Annotated in this window: 15 protein-coding genes; all 15 read right to left on the reverse strand. The window is 65.7% G+C overall.

What is annotated here, in order from left to right; all coding sequences use genetic code 11:
- Positions 1 to 77 precede the first annotated feature (77 nt).
- The 15 genes from CH274_RS21285 to ftsH all read right to left on the reverse strand — a co-directional run bounded on the left by CH274_RS21285 (position 78) and on the right by ftsH (position 16,248).
- Entirely contained in the window at positions 78 to 2,618 is a 2,541-nt protein-coding gene (locus CH274_RS21285) for an ATP-dependent Clp protease ATP-binding subunit (protein ID WP_032380134.1), read from the reverse strand.
- A gap of 274 nt (positions 2,619 to 2,892) precedes the next feature.
- On the reverse strand, positions 2,893 to 4,416 hold the full coding sequence (gene lysS, locus CH274_RS21290) for a lysine--tRNA ligase (protein ID WP_094659117.1): 1,524 nt from the start codon (positions 4,414 to 4,416) through the stop codon (positions 2,893 to 2,895).
- A 36-nt stretch (positions 4,417 to 4,452) separates the two neighbouring features.
- Positions 4,453 to 4,875, reverse strand: coding sequence for a rhodanese-like domain-containing protein (locus tag CH274_RS21295; protein WP_032395529.1), 423 nt, complete (start codon positions 4,873 to 4,875; stop codon positions 4,453 to 4,455).
- A gap of 11 nt (positions 4,876 to 4,886) precedes the next feature.
- Positions 4,887 to 5,456, reverse strand: coding sequence for a cysteine dioxygenase (locus tag CH274_RS21300; protein WP_032395162.1), 570 nt, complete (start codon positions 5,454 to 5,456; stop codon positions 4,887 to 4,889).
- A gap of 122 nt (positions 5,457 to 5,578) precedes the next feature.
- A complete protein-coding gene (locus CH274_RS21305) occupies positions 5,579 to 6,379 on the reverse strand; it encodes a type III pantothenate kinase (RefSeq protein WP_032395163.1) in 801 nt (266 codons plus the stop codon).
- A gap of 4 nt (positions 6,380 to 6,383) precedes the next feature.
- Entirely contained in the window at positions 6,384 to 6,815 is a 432-nt protein-coding gene (gene panD, locus CH274_RS21310) for an aspartate 1-decarboxylase (protein WP_032395164.1), read from the reverse strand.
- A 9-nt stretch (positions 6,816 to 6,824) separates the two neighbouring features.
- A complete protein-coding gene (panC, locus tag CH274_RS21315; RefSeq protein ID WP_094658863.1) occupies positions 6,825 to 7,763 on the reverse strand; it encodes a pantoate--beta-alanine ligase in 939 nt (312 codons plus the stop codon).
- Positions 7,760 to 8,674, reverse strand: a complete 915-nt coding sequence (locus tag CH274_RS21320) for a Rossmann-like and DUF2520 domain-containing protein (RefSeq protein WP_094658864.1) — start codon at positions 8,672 to 8,674, stop codon at positions 7,760 to 7,762. The genes panC and CH274_RS21320 overlap by 4 nt, the downstream gene beginning before the upstream one ends.
- 113 nt (positions 8,675 to 8,787) lie before the next feature.
- Entirely contained in the window at positions 8,788 to 10,152 is a 1,365-nt protein-coding gene (locus CH274_RS21325) for a DUF6779 domain-containing protein (protein WP_094658865.1), read from the reverse strand.
- A 90-nt stretch (positions 10,153 to 10,242) separates the two neighbouring features.
- On the reverse strand, positions 10,243 to 10,713 hold the full coding sequence (locus CH274_RS21330; RefSeq protein WP_094628620.1) for a DUF3180 domain-containing protein: 471 nt from the start codon (positions 10,711 to 10,713) through the stop codon (positions 10,243 to 10,245).
- Positions 10,710 to 11,252, reverse strand: coding sequence for a 2-amino-4-hydroxy-6-hydroxymethyldihydropteridine diphosphokinase (gene folK, locus CH274_RS21335; protein WP_094658866.1), 543 nt, complete (start codon positions 11,250 to 11,252; stop codon positions 10,710 to 10,712). The genes CH274_RS21330 and folK overlap by 4 nt, the downstream gene beginning before the upstream one ends.
- Positions 11,249 to 11,653 (reverse strand): dihydroneopterin aldolase, encoded by a 405-nt coding sequence (gene folB, locus CH274_RS21340; protein ID WP_094658867.1) that lies wholly within the window; start codon positions 11,651 to 11,653, stop codon positions 11,249 to 11,251. Before folB ends, folK begins: the two co-directional genes overlap by 4 nt.
- On the reverse strand, positions 11,650 to 12,498 hold the full coding sequence (gene folP, locus CH274_RS21345; RefSeq protein WP_179275817.1) for a dihydropteroate synthase: 849 nt from the start codon (positions 12,496 to 12,498) through the stop codon (positions 11,650 to 11,652). Before folP ends, folB begins: the two co-directional genes overlap by 4 nt.
- Before the next feature lie 19 nt (positions 12,499 to 12,517).
- A complete protein-coding gene (folE, locus tag CH274_RS21350; RefSeq protein ID WP_094659119.1) occupies positions 12,518 to 13,117 on the reverse strand; it encodes a GTP cyclohydrolase I FolE in 600 nt (199 codons plus the stop codon).
- A gap of 218 nt (positions 13,118 to 13,335) precedes the next feature.
- Positions 13,336 to 16,248, reverse strand: a complete 2,913-nt coding sequence (gene ftsH / locus CH274_RS21355) for an ATP-dependent zinc metalloprotease FtsH (RefSeq protein ID WP_094658868.1) — start codon at positions 16,246 to 16,248, stop codon at positions 13,336 to 13,338.
- Positions 16,249 to 16,357: the final 109 nt, after the last annotated feature.

Genomic DNA, 16,357 nt, shown 5'->3' on the forward strand with positions numbered 1-16,357 from the left:
GGGTAAGCGGGCGGGTGGACAGACGACAATGGGCGATCCTCTCGAAAGAGGATCGCCCGTTGTGTGGAGCTGTGGAGCTACTCGCTGTCGCTGTCTCCGGTGGCCTTGGCCAGGTCGACCGGGACCTCGTCGGGGACGATGATCGCCTTCTTCTCACCGCGGAAAGTGAACTTCGCGTCCTCGCCTGCGCCTTCGCCGTCCCAGTTCTCGACGTCGACCAGGATGATCTGGCCGGCTTCGATCTCGCCGAAGAGAATCTTCTCCGACAGCTGGTCCTCGATCTCGCGCTGGATGGTGCGACGCAGTGGCCGCGCACCCAGGACGGGGTCGAATCCGCGCTTGGCGAGCAACGACTTCGCCTTCTCGGTGACCTCGATCGCCATGTCCTTGTTCTTGAGCGCACCTTCGACTCGGTTGAGCATGAGATCGACCATCTGGATGATCTCGTCCTTGGTGAGCTGGTGGAACACGACGATGTCGTCGATACGGTTGAGGAACTCGGGGCGGAAGTGCTTCTTCAGCTCGTCGTTGACCTTGAGCTTCATCCGCTCGTAGTTCGATCCGGTGCCTTCGCCCGAGGAGAAGCCGAGGCCGACTGCCTTCGAGATGTCCGAGGTACCGAGGTTCGAGGTGAAGATGAGCACGGTGTTCTTGAAGTCGACCGTGCGTCCCTGGCCGTCGGTGAGACGACCGTCTTCGAGCACCTGCAGGAGGGTGTTGTAGATCTCCTGGTGTGCCTTCTCGATCTCGTCGAACAGCACGACGGAGAACGGCTTGCGACGGACCTTCTCGGTGAGCTGGCCGCCCTCTTCGTACCCGACGTATCCGGGAGGAGCACCGAACAGGCGCGACGCGGTGAAGCGGTCGTGGAACTCGCCCATGTCGATCTGGATGAGTGCGTCGTCCTCGCCGAAGAGGAAGTTCGCCAGAGCCTTCGACAGCTCGGTCTTACCGACACCGGACGGGCCGGCGAAGATGAACGAGCCCGACGGACGCTTCGGGTCCTTCAGTCCTGCACGGGTACGACGGATCGCCTTCGAGACGGCCTTGACTGCTTCGACCTGACCGATGATCCGCTTGTGCAGTTCGTCCTCCATGCGGAGCAGACGAGTGGTCTCTTCCTCGGTGAGCTTGAAGACGGGGATGCCGGTCCAGTTACCCAGAACCTCGGCGATCTGCTCGTCGTCCACCTCGGCGATGACGTCGAGGTCACCGGAGCGCCACTGCTTCTCCCGCTCGGCGCGCTGACCGACGAGTGTCTTCTCCTTGTCGCGCAGGTTCGCGGCCTTCTCGAAGTCCTGTGCGTCGATGGCCGATTCCTTCTCCCGGCGCGCGTCGGCGATCTTGTCGTCGAACTCGCGCAGGTCTGGCGGCGCGGTCATCCGGCGGATGCGCATCCGCGCGCCCGCTTCGTCGATGAGGTCGATTGCCTTGTCGGGCAGGAACCGGTCGTTGATGTACCGGTCGGCCAGGGTGGCGGCAGCGACGAGGGCACCGTCGGTGATCGAGACGCGGTGGTGTGCCTCGTAGCGATCGCGCAGACCCTTGAGGATCTCGATGGTGTGCTCGACGGTCGGCTCGCCGACCTGGACGGGCTGGAAACGACGCTCGAGTGCGGCGTCCTTCTCGATGTACTTGCGGTACTCGTCGAGGGTGGTGGCACCGATGGTCTGCAGCTCGCCACGAGCCAGCTTGGGCTTGAGGATCGATGCTGCGTCGATGGCACCTTCGGCGGCACCTGCGCCGACGAGCGTGTGCAGCTCGTCGATGAACAGGATGATGTCGCCGCGGGTGTTGATCTCCTTGAGCACCTTCTTCAGGCGCTCTTCGAAGTCACCGCGGTAACGGCTGCCGGCCACGAGCGAGCCGAGGTCGAGAGTGTAGAGCTGCTTGTCCTTGAGCGTCTCGGGAACCTCGCCGTTGACGATGGCCTGTGCCAGGCCCTCGACGACTGCGGTCTTACCGACACCGGGCTCGCCGATGAGCACCGGGTTGTTCTTGGTGCGACGCGACAGCACCTGCATGACGCGCTCGATTTCCTTCGCGCGACCGATGACCGGGTCGAGCTTGCCTTCGAGCGCTGCCTGGGTGAGGTTGCGGCCGAACTGGTCGAGAACCAGTGACGTCGACGGGGTGCCCGCCTCGCCGCGGCCGCTGCCGCTCTCGGACGGCTCCTTGCCCTGGTAGCCCGACAGCAGCTGGATGACCTGCTGACGCACGCGGTTGAGATCGGCTCCGAGCTTGACCAGAACCTGAGCTGCGACGCCTTCGCCTTCGCGGATCAGTCCCAGCAGAATGTGCTCGGTGCCGATGTAGTTGTGGCCGAGCTGCAGTGCTTCACGCAGGCTGAGCTCGAGTACTTTCTTGGCGCGCGGGGTGAACGGAATGTGACCGGACGGAGCCTGCTGACCCTGTCCGATGATCTCCTCTACCTGGCTGCGTACTCCTTCGAGGGAGATGCCCAGCGACTCGAGAGACTTGGCTGCGACGCCTTCGCCCTCGTGGATGAGGCCGAGCAGAATGTGCTCCGTGCCGATGTAGTTGTGGTTGAGCATCCGGGCTTCTTCTTGAGCCAGGACGACAACACGCCGCGCGCGATCGGTGAACCTCTCGAACATCGCTCTCCCTCACTTCTTGGCGGGTGGTAGCTCGCCCACCAGTTCTTCTAGCGCCGCAGTGTCCAACACGCCGGGTCGCTTGTGCATTTGAAGGTAAGACTGCTTCTCACTGTAGTTGGCCGACGTGACGAACGCCGACCCTCCACCCCTGAAATGCTGCGCGACGGCCCACGTGTGCGGACTGCCTTGCCTGCTTATTGTTCATAACGCAGGCACTATGCAAAACGTTTCCCGTTCACTGTCCGCTGCTGGCGAACAGCTCTTCACCGTTCGATCAGGCCTGGGAAGGCTTGACGATGGGGAACAGGATAGTTTCGCGGATCCCCAAGCCGGTCAGCGCCATCAGCAGGCGGTCGATGCCCATGCCGGTTCCGGTGGTCGGCGGCATGCCCTGTTCCATCGCGGCGAGAAAGTCCTCGTCGAGCACCATGGCCTCGTCGTCGCCTGCCGCGGCCTGACGCGCCTGATCCTCGAAACGCTCACGCTGGATGATCGGGTCGACCAGTTCGGAGTAACCGGTGGCCAACTCGAATCCGCGAACGTAGAGATCCCACTTCTCGGTGACGCCGGGCTTGCTGCGATGCTGACGCGTCAGCGGGGACGTCTCGACCGGGAAGTCACGGACGAAGGTGGGCTCGGTCAACGCGTCGCCGACCTGGTGTTCCCACAGTTCCTCGACGAGCTTGCCGTGGCCGTAGATCGGGACGCCGTCCTTGCGCGGCACCTCGACCCCGACCTTGTCGGCGATCGCGAGCAGTTCGTCGACGGTGGTGTCGGGGGTGACGTCGAATCCGAGCGATTCCGACAGCGACGGGTACATCTCGAGCGTCGTCCATTCACCGCCGAGGTCGTAGGTGGTGCCGTCGGGCAGCGTGACGACTGTGGACCCGAGTGCGGCCATGGCCACTTCCTGGACGAGTTCACGCGTCATTTTCGCCGAGTCGTCGTACGTCCCGTAGGCCTCGTATGTCTCGAGCATCGCGAACTCCGGCGAGTGCGAGGAGTCGGCGCCCTCGTTGCGAAAGTTACGGTTGATCTCGAACACCTTCTCGATGCCGCCGACGACGCAGCGCTTGAGAAACAGTTCCGGCGCGATCCGGAGGTAGAGGTCGGTGTCCATGGCATTGGAATGGGTGACGAACGGCCGAGCCGCCGCGCCGCCGTGCAAGGTCTGCAACATCGGAGTCTCGACCTCGAGGAAGCCGCGACGCTCGAGTGCGTTGCGTAGTTCCCGGACGACGGCGATGCGCTTGCGGGCGGTTTCCCTGGCCTCCGGACGCGTGATCAGATCCAGATACCGCTGCCGAATGCGCGTCTCTTCGTTCAGTTCCTTGTGCGCGACGGGCAACGGACGCAACGACTTCGATGCGATCTGCCATGCGTCGGCCATCACGGACAGCTCGCCGCGGCGGGAGCTGATCACCTCGCCGTGCACGAACACGAAGTCGCCGAGATCGACATCGGACTTCCACTGCGCGAGAGCGTCCTCGCCGACACCTGCCAGGCTGATCATGGCCTGCAGCTGGGTGCCGTCGCCCTCCTGCAGCGTGGCGAAACACAGCTTTCCGGTGTTGCGCACGAAGATGACCCGGCCTACGACGCCGGCGATGAGGCCGGTCGTCGTGTCGGGTTCGAGTTCGGGAAATTCGGTCCTGATCTCGAGCAAGGAGTGCGTGCGTGGAACCGACACCGGATACGCCTCGACCCCACGCTCGAGCAGCGCGGCGCGCTTGGCACGACGAATCCGTAGTTGCTCCGGGGTGTCGTCGGCCTGCTGGGTGGAAGCTGTGTCAGTCACGCGCACACACTTTACAGTCCGGTCCGGTGCGGACGATCAGTGCGCAGCGACGGCCTCGGCCTCACGGACGCAGTGCTTCGCCTGCGTGAGCACACCGAGCAGTCCTGCCGACTTCAGCGCCTGGTAACCGCCGACCAGATCGGTGGACCGGTGCAGACCCAGCAGCTTGAGCGACGCGGCGGCGAGAGACGAGGTGTAACCCTCGGAGCAGATGACGATCCATTCGACGTCGTGGTCGACGGCGATCGCCAGGCGCGCATCGCTCGTCGGGTCCAGACGCCATTCGAGGACGTTGCGTTCGATGGCGAGCGCCCCGGGCAGCGTTCCCTCGACGGCGCGCTGCGCCTGGGGGCGGATGTCGACGACGACGGCTCCGCGGTCGACGGCGTCGCGCAGCTCGAAGACGGTCATTCGATCGATGGTCTCGCGTGCGGATTCGAGCATGTCGACAATGGTCATGGCGGGGATGGTCACAGCGTGGCCTTCTCGGGTTCGTCGGTGAGCTCGCTACGGGTGCGACGCAGCGTGGACCGTTCGGTCACTTCGTAGTAGGACATCGCCGTCAGGGGCGGCGAGTAGGCGTGCACGCTGAGGGTGGGGCCGGTCGTGGTGGACGCCGGATCGTGCATCACGTCGTGAACCCAACCGAGCGGGAACGACGCCTGATCACCGGCGTCGAGGTGACGCTCCTTCAGTCCTGTTCCGGCCCAACGATATTCGAGAAGCGAGCCGCTGAGAACGGTGAGCGCACCGAGCGATCCCGCGTGATCGTGCAGTTCGGTGGAACGATCGGGAACCCAGCTGATCAACCAGACGTCGAGGTCGTCGTCGGAATGCAGTCGGGCGGCCCAACGCTCGTCGGTCGGCCAGCGGCCGCCGCCGGGAAGCAGGTGGTCGAAGCGGCCCTCGAGGACGTCGGATGCGCCCTGGTCGGTGATGCGCAGCAGGTCGGGTGGGCGCAACCGGGTCGGAAGCGTCGAGACCGAGCGCGACGACAAAGGGGTGCGCGAAGGTACGGAAAGTACAGGTGTGGAAAGCATGAAGCTCTACTCCAGGGGTGTGTACGAACGAGGCAGGGTTCAGCCTCGACAACACTCCTGGGTGGCCATGCACGTCATCACGCCGACGATTCTGGCACACCATCGCACGATGCGCCAGCCGTTCAGCGGGGGCGTCGTTTGGCCATGTTGCGTTCGTAGACCAGACGCAGCCCCTCGAGGGTCAGGTCGGGTTCGTGGTGCTCGATGGTCGTCGACTCGGGCAAGATCAACGCTGCGATGTCCCCGGTACCGATGATGGCGACGTCCGCGCCCGTCACCTCGGGAACCTCTCGTCGAATTCGCCCGACGAGGCCGTCGACCAGACCGGCGAACCCGAAGATGGTGCCCGACTGGATGCACTCCACGGTGTTCTTGCCCAGTACCGAACGGGGCCGGATCATCTCCACCTCACGCAGCGTGGCCGTGCGAGTGGACATGGCCGACGCGGACATCTCCAGCCCAGGAGCGATGGCACCGCCGAGAAATTCCCCCTTGGCCGAGACGACGTCGACGCAGGTGGTGGTTCCGAAATCCACCACGATGCACGCCGTTCCGTACAGGTCGTGTGCGGCAAGGGTATTGACGATGCGATCGGCACCGACCTCTTTGGGATTGTCGACCAGCAACGGCACGCCGGTCCGCACGCCGGGTTCGACCATCACGTGCACCACGTGATCCCAGTAGCGCGCGAGCATCGTCCGCATCTCCCGAAGCACCGACGGAACGGTCGACAGTGCGGTGATTCCGGTGATCTGTTCCGCGTCCTCACCCAGCAGGCCGCGCAGCATCAGTGCCAGTTCATCGGCCGTCACATGAGGGTCGGTGCGAATGCGCCAGTCTCGCAGTAGCTTCGAATGATCACCGGTGCCGGTGAACAGGCCGACCACGGTACTGGTGTTGCGTACATCGATCGCGAGGAGCATCGAATCAGACCAGCACGGAATCGGCCCGCAGATCGCGCGGCGTGATCAGACCCGAGCCCGCGGGCGCATGAGCCGGATCGCTTCCCAGCTCGACGGGCCGGTTCTTCTCGTCGACGAACACCACCCTCGGCGCGTAGTCGGCCACCTCCTGCTCGTTCATCACGCCGTAGGCGATCAGGATCACCAGGTCACCCGGATCGACCAGATGTGCTGCAGCGCCGTTGATCCCGATGACACCGCTGCCGCGCTCACCGGTGATCACGTACGTTTCGAGCCGCGCACCGTTGTCGATGTCGACGATGGTGACCTGTTCGCCTTCGAGCAGGTCGGCTGCCTCCATCAGATCCTGATCGACGGTCACCGAGCCCACGTAGTGCAGATCGGCGTGCGTGACGGTGGCGCGATGGATCTTGGACTTCATCATTGTTCGAAACATGTTGTGCCCTCAGCTGTTCGGATCGTCGGGACTAATTTTTTCTGGTCGTTCCGCAGGCTCCACTCCTGCCTCCAGAAAACCGGTGCCGACTGCGACACCGACATTGTCGATCAATCTCGTGGTGCCGACCTTGGCCGCCACGAGCAGTCTGCCGTCCCCACGTTCGGGAGCCGGACCGAGATGCGGGTCGCGCACCTCCAGGTAGTCGACCTGCACCAGCGGAGCCTCGTCCAGAACGGCACGCGCAGTGGCGATGATGGCCTCGACTCCCCCGGCCGCGGCGTGCGCCCCGGCGACCAGCGCGGCCGACAGCGCCATCGCAGCGTCACGCTGCTCGGGGTCCAGGTAGCGATTACGCGAGGACAGCGCAAGACCGTCCTGCTCGCGAACCGTCGGGACCCCGATGACGGCGACGTCGAAGTTCAGATCGCGCACCATCTGCCGGATCAATGTCAGTTGCTGGTAGTCCTTCTCGCCGAAGAACGCGCGATGCGGAGCCGCGATCTGCAGCAGCTTGGCCACCACGGTGAGCATTCCGGCGAAATGCGTTGGCCTGCTCGAGCCTTCGAGCTCTACGCCGAGCGGTCCGGGATTGACGGTGGTGCGCGGACCCGACGGATACATGTCCGACGCCGACGGCGCGAAGACCAGTTCGACGCCCTCCTCACGCAGCAACGCGACATCGGCGTCGAGGGTGCGCGGGTAGGCATCGAGGTCCTCGCCCACACCGAACTGCAGCGGGTTGACGAAGATCGACACGATCACCACCGCACCGGTGAGCTTGGCCTGCCGCACCAACTGCACGTGCCCGGCGTGCAGCGCGCCCATTGTCGGAACCAGAGCGACCTGCTTCCCGACGCCCCGAAGTGCTTTCGACACCGACGTGATCACCGCAGGATCGTGGTGAACCGTCAACTGCCCCTTGGTGTAGCTGCCCGCGAGGGTCATCGATTGCCTTCCAGAAGTTCGATCAGGTCTGCCTTGGCACCGATCCGCTGCGCCGATCGCAAGGACAGCGCGCGGTATCCGGCTGCGATCCTCGAATCCACGGATTCGAGTACGTCGAGATGCTTGCCGACGGCCGCGGTATCGCCGCGGGCCACCGGCCCGGTGAGCGCCGACTGTCCGTTGCGCAGAGCATTGTCCAGCGCAGCTTCGAGCAGTGGAGCCAGAACACGCTCGGGCACACCGCGTTCGGAATCCGAACCGGGAAAACCCGGTCCGGCCAATGCAACGCGGAGGGCTTCGACCGCGTCGACCACAAGCGTGACGAGGTGATTGCTGCCGTGCGCGAGCGCGGCATGGTAGAGCGCCCGGTTGTTCTCGGGCACGTGCACCGGCTCGCCGCCGATCTCGAGCACCAGGGCCTGCGCCACCGCGTAGCCGATCTCGTCGCCTGCGGTGATGCCGAAGCACGCCGCCGTCATCCGGTCGGTGTCCTCGACTCCGCCGCTGAACGTCATGGCCGGGTGGATCGCCAACGGCACGGCACCGAGAGCGGACAGCGGCTCGAGTACCGAGATCCCGTTCGCTCCCGAGGTGTGCACCACCAACTTTCCCGGTGCAACCGCCCCGGTGGACGCCAGGCCCGCGACGATCGACGCCAACTCGCTGTCCGGTACGGCCAGAACGAGCAGTTCCGCGCGACGAGCAACCTCGTCGACGGGCAGAACCTGGGACTCGGGGAGCCGCTCACGCACCCGCGCGAGGGACGCATCGGACACCGCGGCGGCACCGACGACCACATGCCCGACGCGTTCGAGCGCCTCACCGAATGCGGTACCGACCCGTCCCGCCGAGACGACACCTACCGTCAAGCGAGCCGGAGACAGACCACCAGTGAACCCGGATGAGGTCACCGAAAATTTCCTCTCGTTCGTTCCAGTCCCGCTCTGCGGGTACCGGACGTCCTGCACGAACAATAGCGACCGCGACCCCTCGCGGGCCATGGAAGAACTGTGTGATCTGGTTCTCAGTCTGCGCGACGGCGACGGCGGCGGGTGCCCGGGTCGGTCGTGGCCGCATCTCCGGACCCTCCGCCTTGCAGTCCGGCCATGATCTCGGCGACGGATCGACCGTTCGAGTGTGCGCCCGACGCATCCTCGTCGTCGGTCGACTCCGCGCGCCTACGACCGCGTCGGGGCGAGACGGACGTGTCCTCAACCGATGTCCGGTAGTCGTGATCGGCCGCGAAGAACGCGTCCGCCGATTCACGCAGCGAGGCGCGAGACGCAGAGAGGGCGTCGCCGTTCCGGTCCGCGGCGGGCTCGTTCTCGGATTGCACGTTCGGCTCCGCGGAGAACGGATCCGCAGCATAGGACTCCGTGGAATACGAGTCTGTCGAATACGAGTCCGCGGAGAACGAACCCGTGGAGTACGAACCGACCGAATCGACCTCCGTGTGTTCGGTCTCGGCTGTGGCCTGCGGCTCTGGCTCCGCCTCGGGTTCCGGCTCGGCCCCAGGTCGACGCGTCTGCTCGAAGTCGTATGCGGTGAAAGGGGAGCTGGGCGGCGTCACGCGCCCCGCCGGTCTCGGTGCGCCGTAGGGACGGGCCTGTGCTGCAGGTCGCTCGTACGGGTCCGCGTCCGTGTCGGAGGCGTCGGTGTCGTGACTCGTCTCCTCGAACGAATCATCGGCGTACGAATCCTGGGCCGATTCGGCAGCCGACGATGCCGCTGCTGAAGCCGTGGCCTGCGGCATCTCGTCCGGATCCTCGGGGTACACCACCGACGTCTCGGCTGTGACCGGCTCGTCGTAGGGAGTTCCGACTCCGTTGAGGCCGGTTCCCGGTGCCATCGAACCGTTGCCGCGACCGGGGACGTACAGGCCGGACGGCGCAGGTTGGTAGCTGTCGTACCCGCGTCCGCCGAGTTCTTGCATCCTCATCGCTTCCGCACGCAGTGCGACACGTTCGGTGGGCAGATTGCCGTCGAAGAGCACCTGCAGGTTCTGGCGGAGGGCAGCGAGTTCGTTGCGCAGTGCTGCGACCTCGTCGATCTCGAGCTGCGATTCGCTGCGAACCCGGGCTTCGACGTTCATCTCGTACTCGCGTCGCGCCGAGATCTCCCGAGCCAACTGCAACTCGTAGACCGTCTGCAGATCCTTGGCCTTGATCTGATCGGCGGCCGCCTCGCGCCGGTACTTGGTCATCGCGAACGCACCGATCACCGCAGCCCACAGCGCCGAAAGGACACCGACTCTCATCCACTGCACGCTCTCGGTGAAGAGCAACAACACGCTGGCGATGATGCCGAACACGACGAGCGCCGCGAGGAACAGCTGGCTCGCACTACGCCTCTTACGGCGTCCCTTCTTTGCGCGAGTCTGATCTGTCATGTTCACAAGGGTAACTGGCAAATCGTTCGCAAATAGTCATCCTCGACCGATCACTTACACAACCGAGGTAACAATCAAATGTTTCGAGCGTTACCGAGAACGCTCGTCGTCACGGTCTTCCGGGGTACGGCAGCACTGTTCGAGCCACACCGCGGCAGCGACGACGGCCAGTCCCGCCACGAGCGCGACGACGGCTCCGGCCCTGTCCGACGACGCTGCCCGCACCGTCGCTGCACGCGGTATCACGTACACCAGAAACCCGACGCACACTCCGACGACAGCGGTCCCCACCAGCATCGATGCCTTGGCCAACACCAACGCCCTGAACACCGTCAACGGGTGCAGATCGTGCAGACCGCTGCCCACCCGATGCTCGGCGATGCGGTTGCGAACGATCACCGCGGTGACCACTTGCACCACCGCGACCAGATACAACGACGCCCCGGCGTACACCGGAATCGGAGGCAGCGAGCCGTAGAAGACCCGAACCAGCAACCACGTGCCTATCGAGGCGACCAGGAAAAGACCCAGCACATCCCAGACCTTGGTGGGATTGGTCACCACGATCCATCACCGACGCCTTCGTGCTCTTCCGGTCGTTCCTGCAGGCTCCACTCCTGCTGGACAACTCCCGCACGCTCCTCCGGACTCAGCCGCGCGAGCAATTCGGTCACCGGCACATCGTCGTCGTCGACGCGCAGGGTGGCGTCCGGTTCGACGTCCAGCCACGGCAGCAGGACGAACGCCCGCTCGTGCGCGCGCGGGTGCGGAAGGATCAGACGAGGGTCCTCGCTGATCAGGTTCTCGCACACCACCACGTCGACGTCGAGGCTCCGCGGCCCCCACCGCTGGACTCGAACGCGATCGGCCGCCTCCTCGAGGCGCTGCCCGAAGCGCAACCAATCCCAGGCGTCGAACGCGTCGTCCTCGGCCACCACGACGGCATTGAGGAAGTCCTGCTGCTCGACGCCGCCCCAGGGATCGGAGCGATAGACCGGCGAGCAGGCCACCAGCCGTGGACCCAATTCGGTTGTGACAGAACGCAAGTGGGCCAGCGAATCACCGACGTTGCTGCCGATGGACAGCACCGCCCGGGTCACGACCGCTCCCGGTACGCCACCACGGCAACGTCCCCGAACGTCAACGGGATGGGTGCCGACGGCTTGTGCAGCACCACTTCCACCGCGTCGACGCGTGGGTCGTACGCCAGCACGACCTCGGCGATCTCGGCCGAGACCGTCTCGATCAGATCCCTCGACGGGCCCGCGACGACAGCCGCGGCGTGCTCGGCCAGTTCTCCGTAGTGCAGGGTTCGCGTCAGGTCGTCGGTCTCGGCCGCGGGCCGCAGGTCCATCCAGACGGTGATGTCGACGACGAAGTCCTGCCCGTCTCGCTTCTCGAAGTCGAAGACGCCGTGATTGCCGCGCACCGTCAGGCCACGCAGTTCGATGCGGTCGCCGCGACGCGTCCCGGTACCGACGCGGCTGCTGATCTCGCTCATGCCCGATCACCCTGCCATGCCCGTACGACCGCCACCGCGTCGAGTGACGCTCGAACGTCGTGCACGCGCACACCCCACGCTCCCCCGGCGACGGCGAGCGCCGACACCACGGCCGTGGCGACCTCTCGCCCGTCCGGCGGGCGCGGAGAACCGTCGTCGTCCGCCAGCAGTGATCCGAGGAATCGCTTCCTGGAGGCACCGACGAGAACCGGGAAGCCGGCCGACACCAGATCGGGGAGGCCACGGAGCAGTTGCCAGTTGTGCTCGGCGTTCTTGGCGAAGCCGAGGCCCGGGTCGAGCACGAGCATCGCGGTGTCCACTCCCGCGGCCACTGCGTGGTCGACCTGTTCGAGCAGTTCGCTGCGGACGTCGGCGACCACGTCGTGGTATCGATCGGCCGGACCGGCGTGCCGGTATTCGGATCCGGCGGCTCGCCAGTGCATCAGGATCCACGGCAATCCGCCGTCCGCAACCACCCCGGCCATGGCCGGATCCGCCCGACCGCCCGAGACGTCGTTGACGATCGATACCCCGGCCTCGATCGCGGCATCGGCGACCGAGGCACGCATGGTGTCGACGCTGGTGGCCACCCCTGCTTCGGCGAGCGCAGCGATGACCGGTACGACACGCTGCGCCTCGAGTGTCGGATCGATCCGGTCTGCTCCGGGCCGCGTCGACTCACCACCGACGTCGACTATGTCGACGCCGCGACGATGCATCGCCAACCCGTGTTCGACGGCAGCGTCGACGTCGAGGTATCGACCGCCGTCGGAGAACGAATCGGCAGTGACGTTGAGTACACCCATGACGACGGGTGCCGGGGGGATACTTCGCGCCGGGTTCATCGGGAATCGACCGGACGCGTCATTTCCGCAGAATCAGGTCCAGAGCTTCCGAACGCGACGCCGCGCTGGACTGCAACAGACCCCGCACCGCGGAGGTGGTGGTGCTGGCACCCGGCTTGCGAATCCCGCGCATGGCCATGCACAGGTGCTCGGCCTCGATCACGACGATTGCACCGCGCGGGTCGAGCTTGCGCATCAACGCGTCGGCGATCTGGCTGGTCAGACGCTCCTGCACCTGCGGGCGCTTGGCGTACATGTCCACCACGCGCGCCAGCTTCGACAGGCCGGTGACCTTGCCGCTCTTGCCAGGGATGTAGCCGACGTGTGCAACGCCGTGGAACGAGACGAGGTGATGCTCGCACGTGGAGAACATGGGGATGTCGCGGACGAGAACCAGTTCCTGGTGCCCCTCGTCGAACGTCGTGTTCAGCGCAGTGTCCGGGTCGGTGTAGAGCCCGGCGAAAATTTCGCGGTAGGAACGCGCGACGCGGGCCGGGGTGTCGAGCAGACCTGGACGGTCGGGATCCTCGCCGACGGCGATCAACAGCTCCCGCACGGCGGCCTCGGCGCGAGGCTGGTCGAAGACCGCGCCGGTGGCGTAGGCCACTGTCTCTCCCACTGCCCTCTGCTGCTCTGCTGGGACTTCTGCCGAGTCGATTGCCGACTCGTCGGTCCGGTTGACTGACACGAGAACGTACCTCCGGTTGGGCTCCGCGAATGTGACAGCTGGGCCGAACTGCACCTGTTCTTCACGAGCAGCTGCGTCGACCTTCAGCAGGGTTCGAACGACGGACTGGGCCGACCGAAAGGGTCGACCCAGCCAGCCTAATGATGGACCTAGCGGTACGAACCGCCCGGCCCTTCCCAGCGTTGCGTCCTCGGACCTTCGTCGCCGTCGTCCTCGGCTCGCTCGTCTCGCCGCGAGTCCTCGGACGGGCTGCTCGCGGAACGATCGTCTCCGGGCAGCGGATAGCTCTGCGACGGAGTCGGAACCTCCCAGGTGGGAGGCGACGCCTCGGCCGGTGCAGCATCGTTCTGGTTCTGGCCGTACGGGGGCTCGTGCCGAGAGGTACGACCCTGGTCCCGAGCGTCCGGCCGGAACGGATCCGGCTGATACTGCGGCTGCTGATATTCCGGTGGTTGATTCGAAGGCGGTTGATTCGACGGTGCAGCGGTCGGCGGTTGATACGCCTGTGGCTGCTGATAGGTGGGGTGCTGCCGGTACGCCGGTGGCTGTCCCTGCGGCGGCTCGTACCGATTCTGGTCCGGCCGATCCGATTCCGACTGCTCGCGATTCGGTTGGTTCGCAGCAGCAGGCGGCGTGGTCGGTCCCTGGTAACGGGGAACCGCGGACTGCTCGCGCGGAGGCCATCCCGGAGCCGACCATCCGGCCGGGGCACCGTAATCGGGACGCGAGCCCTGGCTCGGGCCACTCGGGCGCGGGTCCTGCCTGCGATAGCCCTCGGAGTATCCGCCCCCGTTGGGAGCTCCTCCGTTGACCGGGCCGCCGTAACCTCCGTTGGGCCCGCCGTTGTAGCCGCCGCCGTTGAAGCCGCCGGTTACCGGGGCGCTGCGTCGCCCACCGGTGTTCGGCGCATCGACGTCGCCGGTGCTCGGCGATCCGTTGACCGGGCCACCGTTGGTCGGAGCGCCGTTCGACGGGGCACCGTTGGTCGGAGCGCCGTTGGTCGGAGACCCGTTGTATCCGTTGCTTCCGTTCGGGTAGCCACCCTTGCTCAGCTGCGGCGAACCGGCGTAGCTGGGCTGCGGAAACTGTTGCGGCGGAAGCTGCTTCGGGGCCGGCGGCACCGGAGGCCACGGCTCGCCGCGCTCGGCGGCGAGTTCGCGAGGAGTCTTGACCGGCGGCTTGTCCGAGGGCTTGCGATCACCGAAGTCGTTGAACAGCGTGATGCGCGGACGCTTGGTGACGCTGTGGAAGATCTTCTCGAGGTCCTTGCGGGTGAGCGTCTCGCGTTCGAGCAGCTCCGAGGCAAGGGTGTCGAGCAGGTCGCGGTACTCGTTGAGGATGGCCCACGCCTCGGTGTGCGCCGCCTCGATGAGCTTGCGCACCTCCTCGTCGATCTCGCGGGCGACCTCGTGCGAGAAGTCGGACTGCTGGCCCATCGAACGGCCGAGGAACGGGTCACCCTGTTCCTGTCCGTACCGGACGGCTCCGAGCTTGCTGCTCATGCCGTACTCGGTGACCATCGCGCGAGCGATCTTGGTGGCCTGGTCGATGTCCGAGGACGCACCGGTGGTCGGCTCGTGGAAGACGAGCTCCTCGGCCGCGCGGCCACCCATGGCCATGACGAGGCGAGCGATCATCTCCGACCGCGTCATCAGGCCCTTGTCGTCCTCGGGCACCGTCATCGCGTGACCGCCGGTGCGACCGCGAGCGAGGATGGTGACCTTGTAGACGGGCTCGATGTCGGGCATCGCCCACGCCGCGAGAGTGTGACCACCCTCGTGGTACGCGGTGATCTTGCGTTCGTGCTCGCTGATGATGCGGCTCTTGCGGCGCGGGCCACCGACGACGCGGTCCACCGACTCCTCGAGGGATGCCTCGGTGATGACGGTGCCGTTCTCGCGGGCGGTGAGCAGTGCCGCTTCGTTGATGACGTTCGCCAGGTCGGCACCGGACATTCCGACGGTTCGCTTGGCGAGACCTTCGAGGTCGGCGTCCTGCGCAACGGGCTTGCCCGCGGAGTGCACCTTCAGGATCGCCCGACGGCCGGCCAGGTCGGGGGCACCGACCGGGATCTGCCGATCGAAGCGGCCCGGACGCAACAGCGCAGGGTCGAGGATGTCGGGGCGGTTGGTGGCGGCGATGAGGATGACGCCGGTGCGCTCACCGAAGCCGTCCATCTCGACGAGGAGCTGGTTGAGCGTCTGTTCGCGCTCGTCGTGACCGCCACCCATGCCTGCGCCGCGCTGACGACCGACGGCGTCGATCTCGTCGACGAAGATGATGCAGGGGCTGTTCTGCTTGGCCTGCTCGAACAGGTCGCGCACGCGGGACGCGCCGACACCGACGAACATCTCGACGAAGTCCGAGCCGGAGATGGTGAAGAACGGCACGCCTGCCTCGCCCGCGACGGCGCGCGCGAGCAGCGTCTTACCGGTTCCGGGAGGGCCGTACAGCAGTACGCCGCGCGGAATCTTGGCACCGAGGGCCTGGTAGCGAGACGGGTTCTGCAGGAAGTCCTTGATCTCGTAGAGCTCTTCGACTGCCTCGTCCGCGCCCGCGACGTCGGCGAACGTGGTCTTGGGCATGTCCTTCGTCAGCTGCTTGGCCTTGGACTTGCCGAAGCCCATGACGCCACCGCGTCCGCCACCCTGCATGCGGCTCATCACGAAGATGATCACGCCCAGGATCAGCACCATCGGCAGGATCAGCAGCAGGAACGAGCTGAACCAGCTCTCCTGGGTGACGGTGGTGTTGTAGCTCGTCAACCCCTGGGAGTCGACCTTGTCGAAGATCTGCTCGGACGCCGAGTCCGGGTACTTCGCAATGATCTGAGTTTCGTTGCCCGAGGCCTCGTTGGCCTCTTTGAGCGTCAGCCGAATCTGTTGCTCACGGTCGTCGATCTGCGCGGACTCGACATTGCGGTCGTCGAGCTGGGCGATCGCCACCGAGGTGTCGACCGTCTTCCAATCCCGCGTGTCGTTACCGAAGTAGCTGAAGGCATAGATCACCAACAGAATGCCGAAAACGATGGCAAGATTTCGTATTACTGTCTTCCGATTCATACAGCTTCAGCCGAGTCGGCCGTGTCCTTTCAGTCCGCTCCAGCGCGCTGGCTGCTCCCTGCCCGCCGGATACTCCAGGCTAGCGCGAGACTCGGACATCTGACTCGCT

The sequence above is a fragment of the Rhodococcus sp. 06-418-5 genome, assembly GCF_002258285.1.
In the GTDB taxonomy this organism is placed as follows: domain Bacteria; phylum Actinomycetota; class Actinomycetes; order Mycobacteriales; family Mycobacteriaceae; genus Rhodococcoides.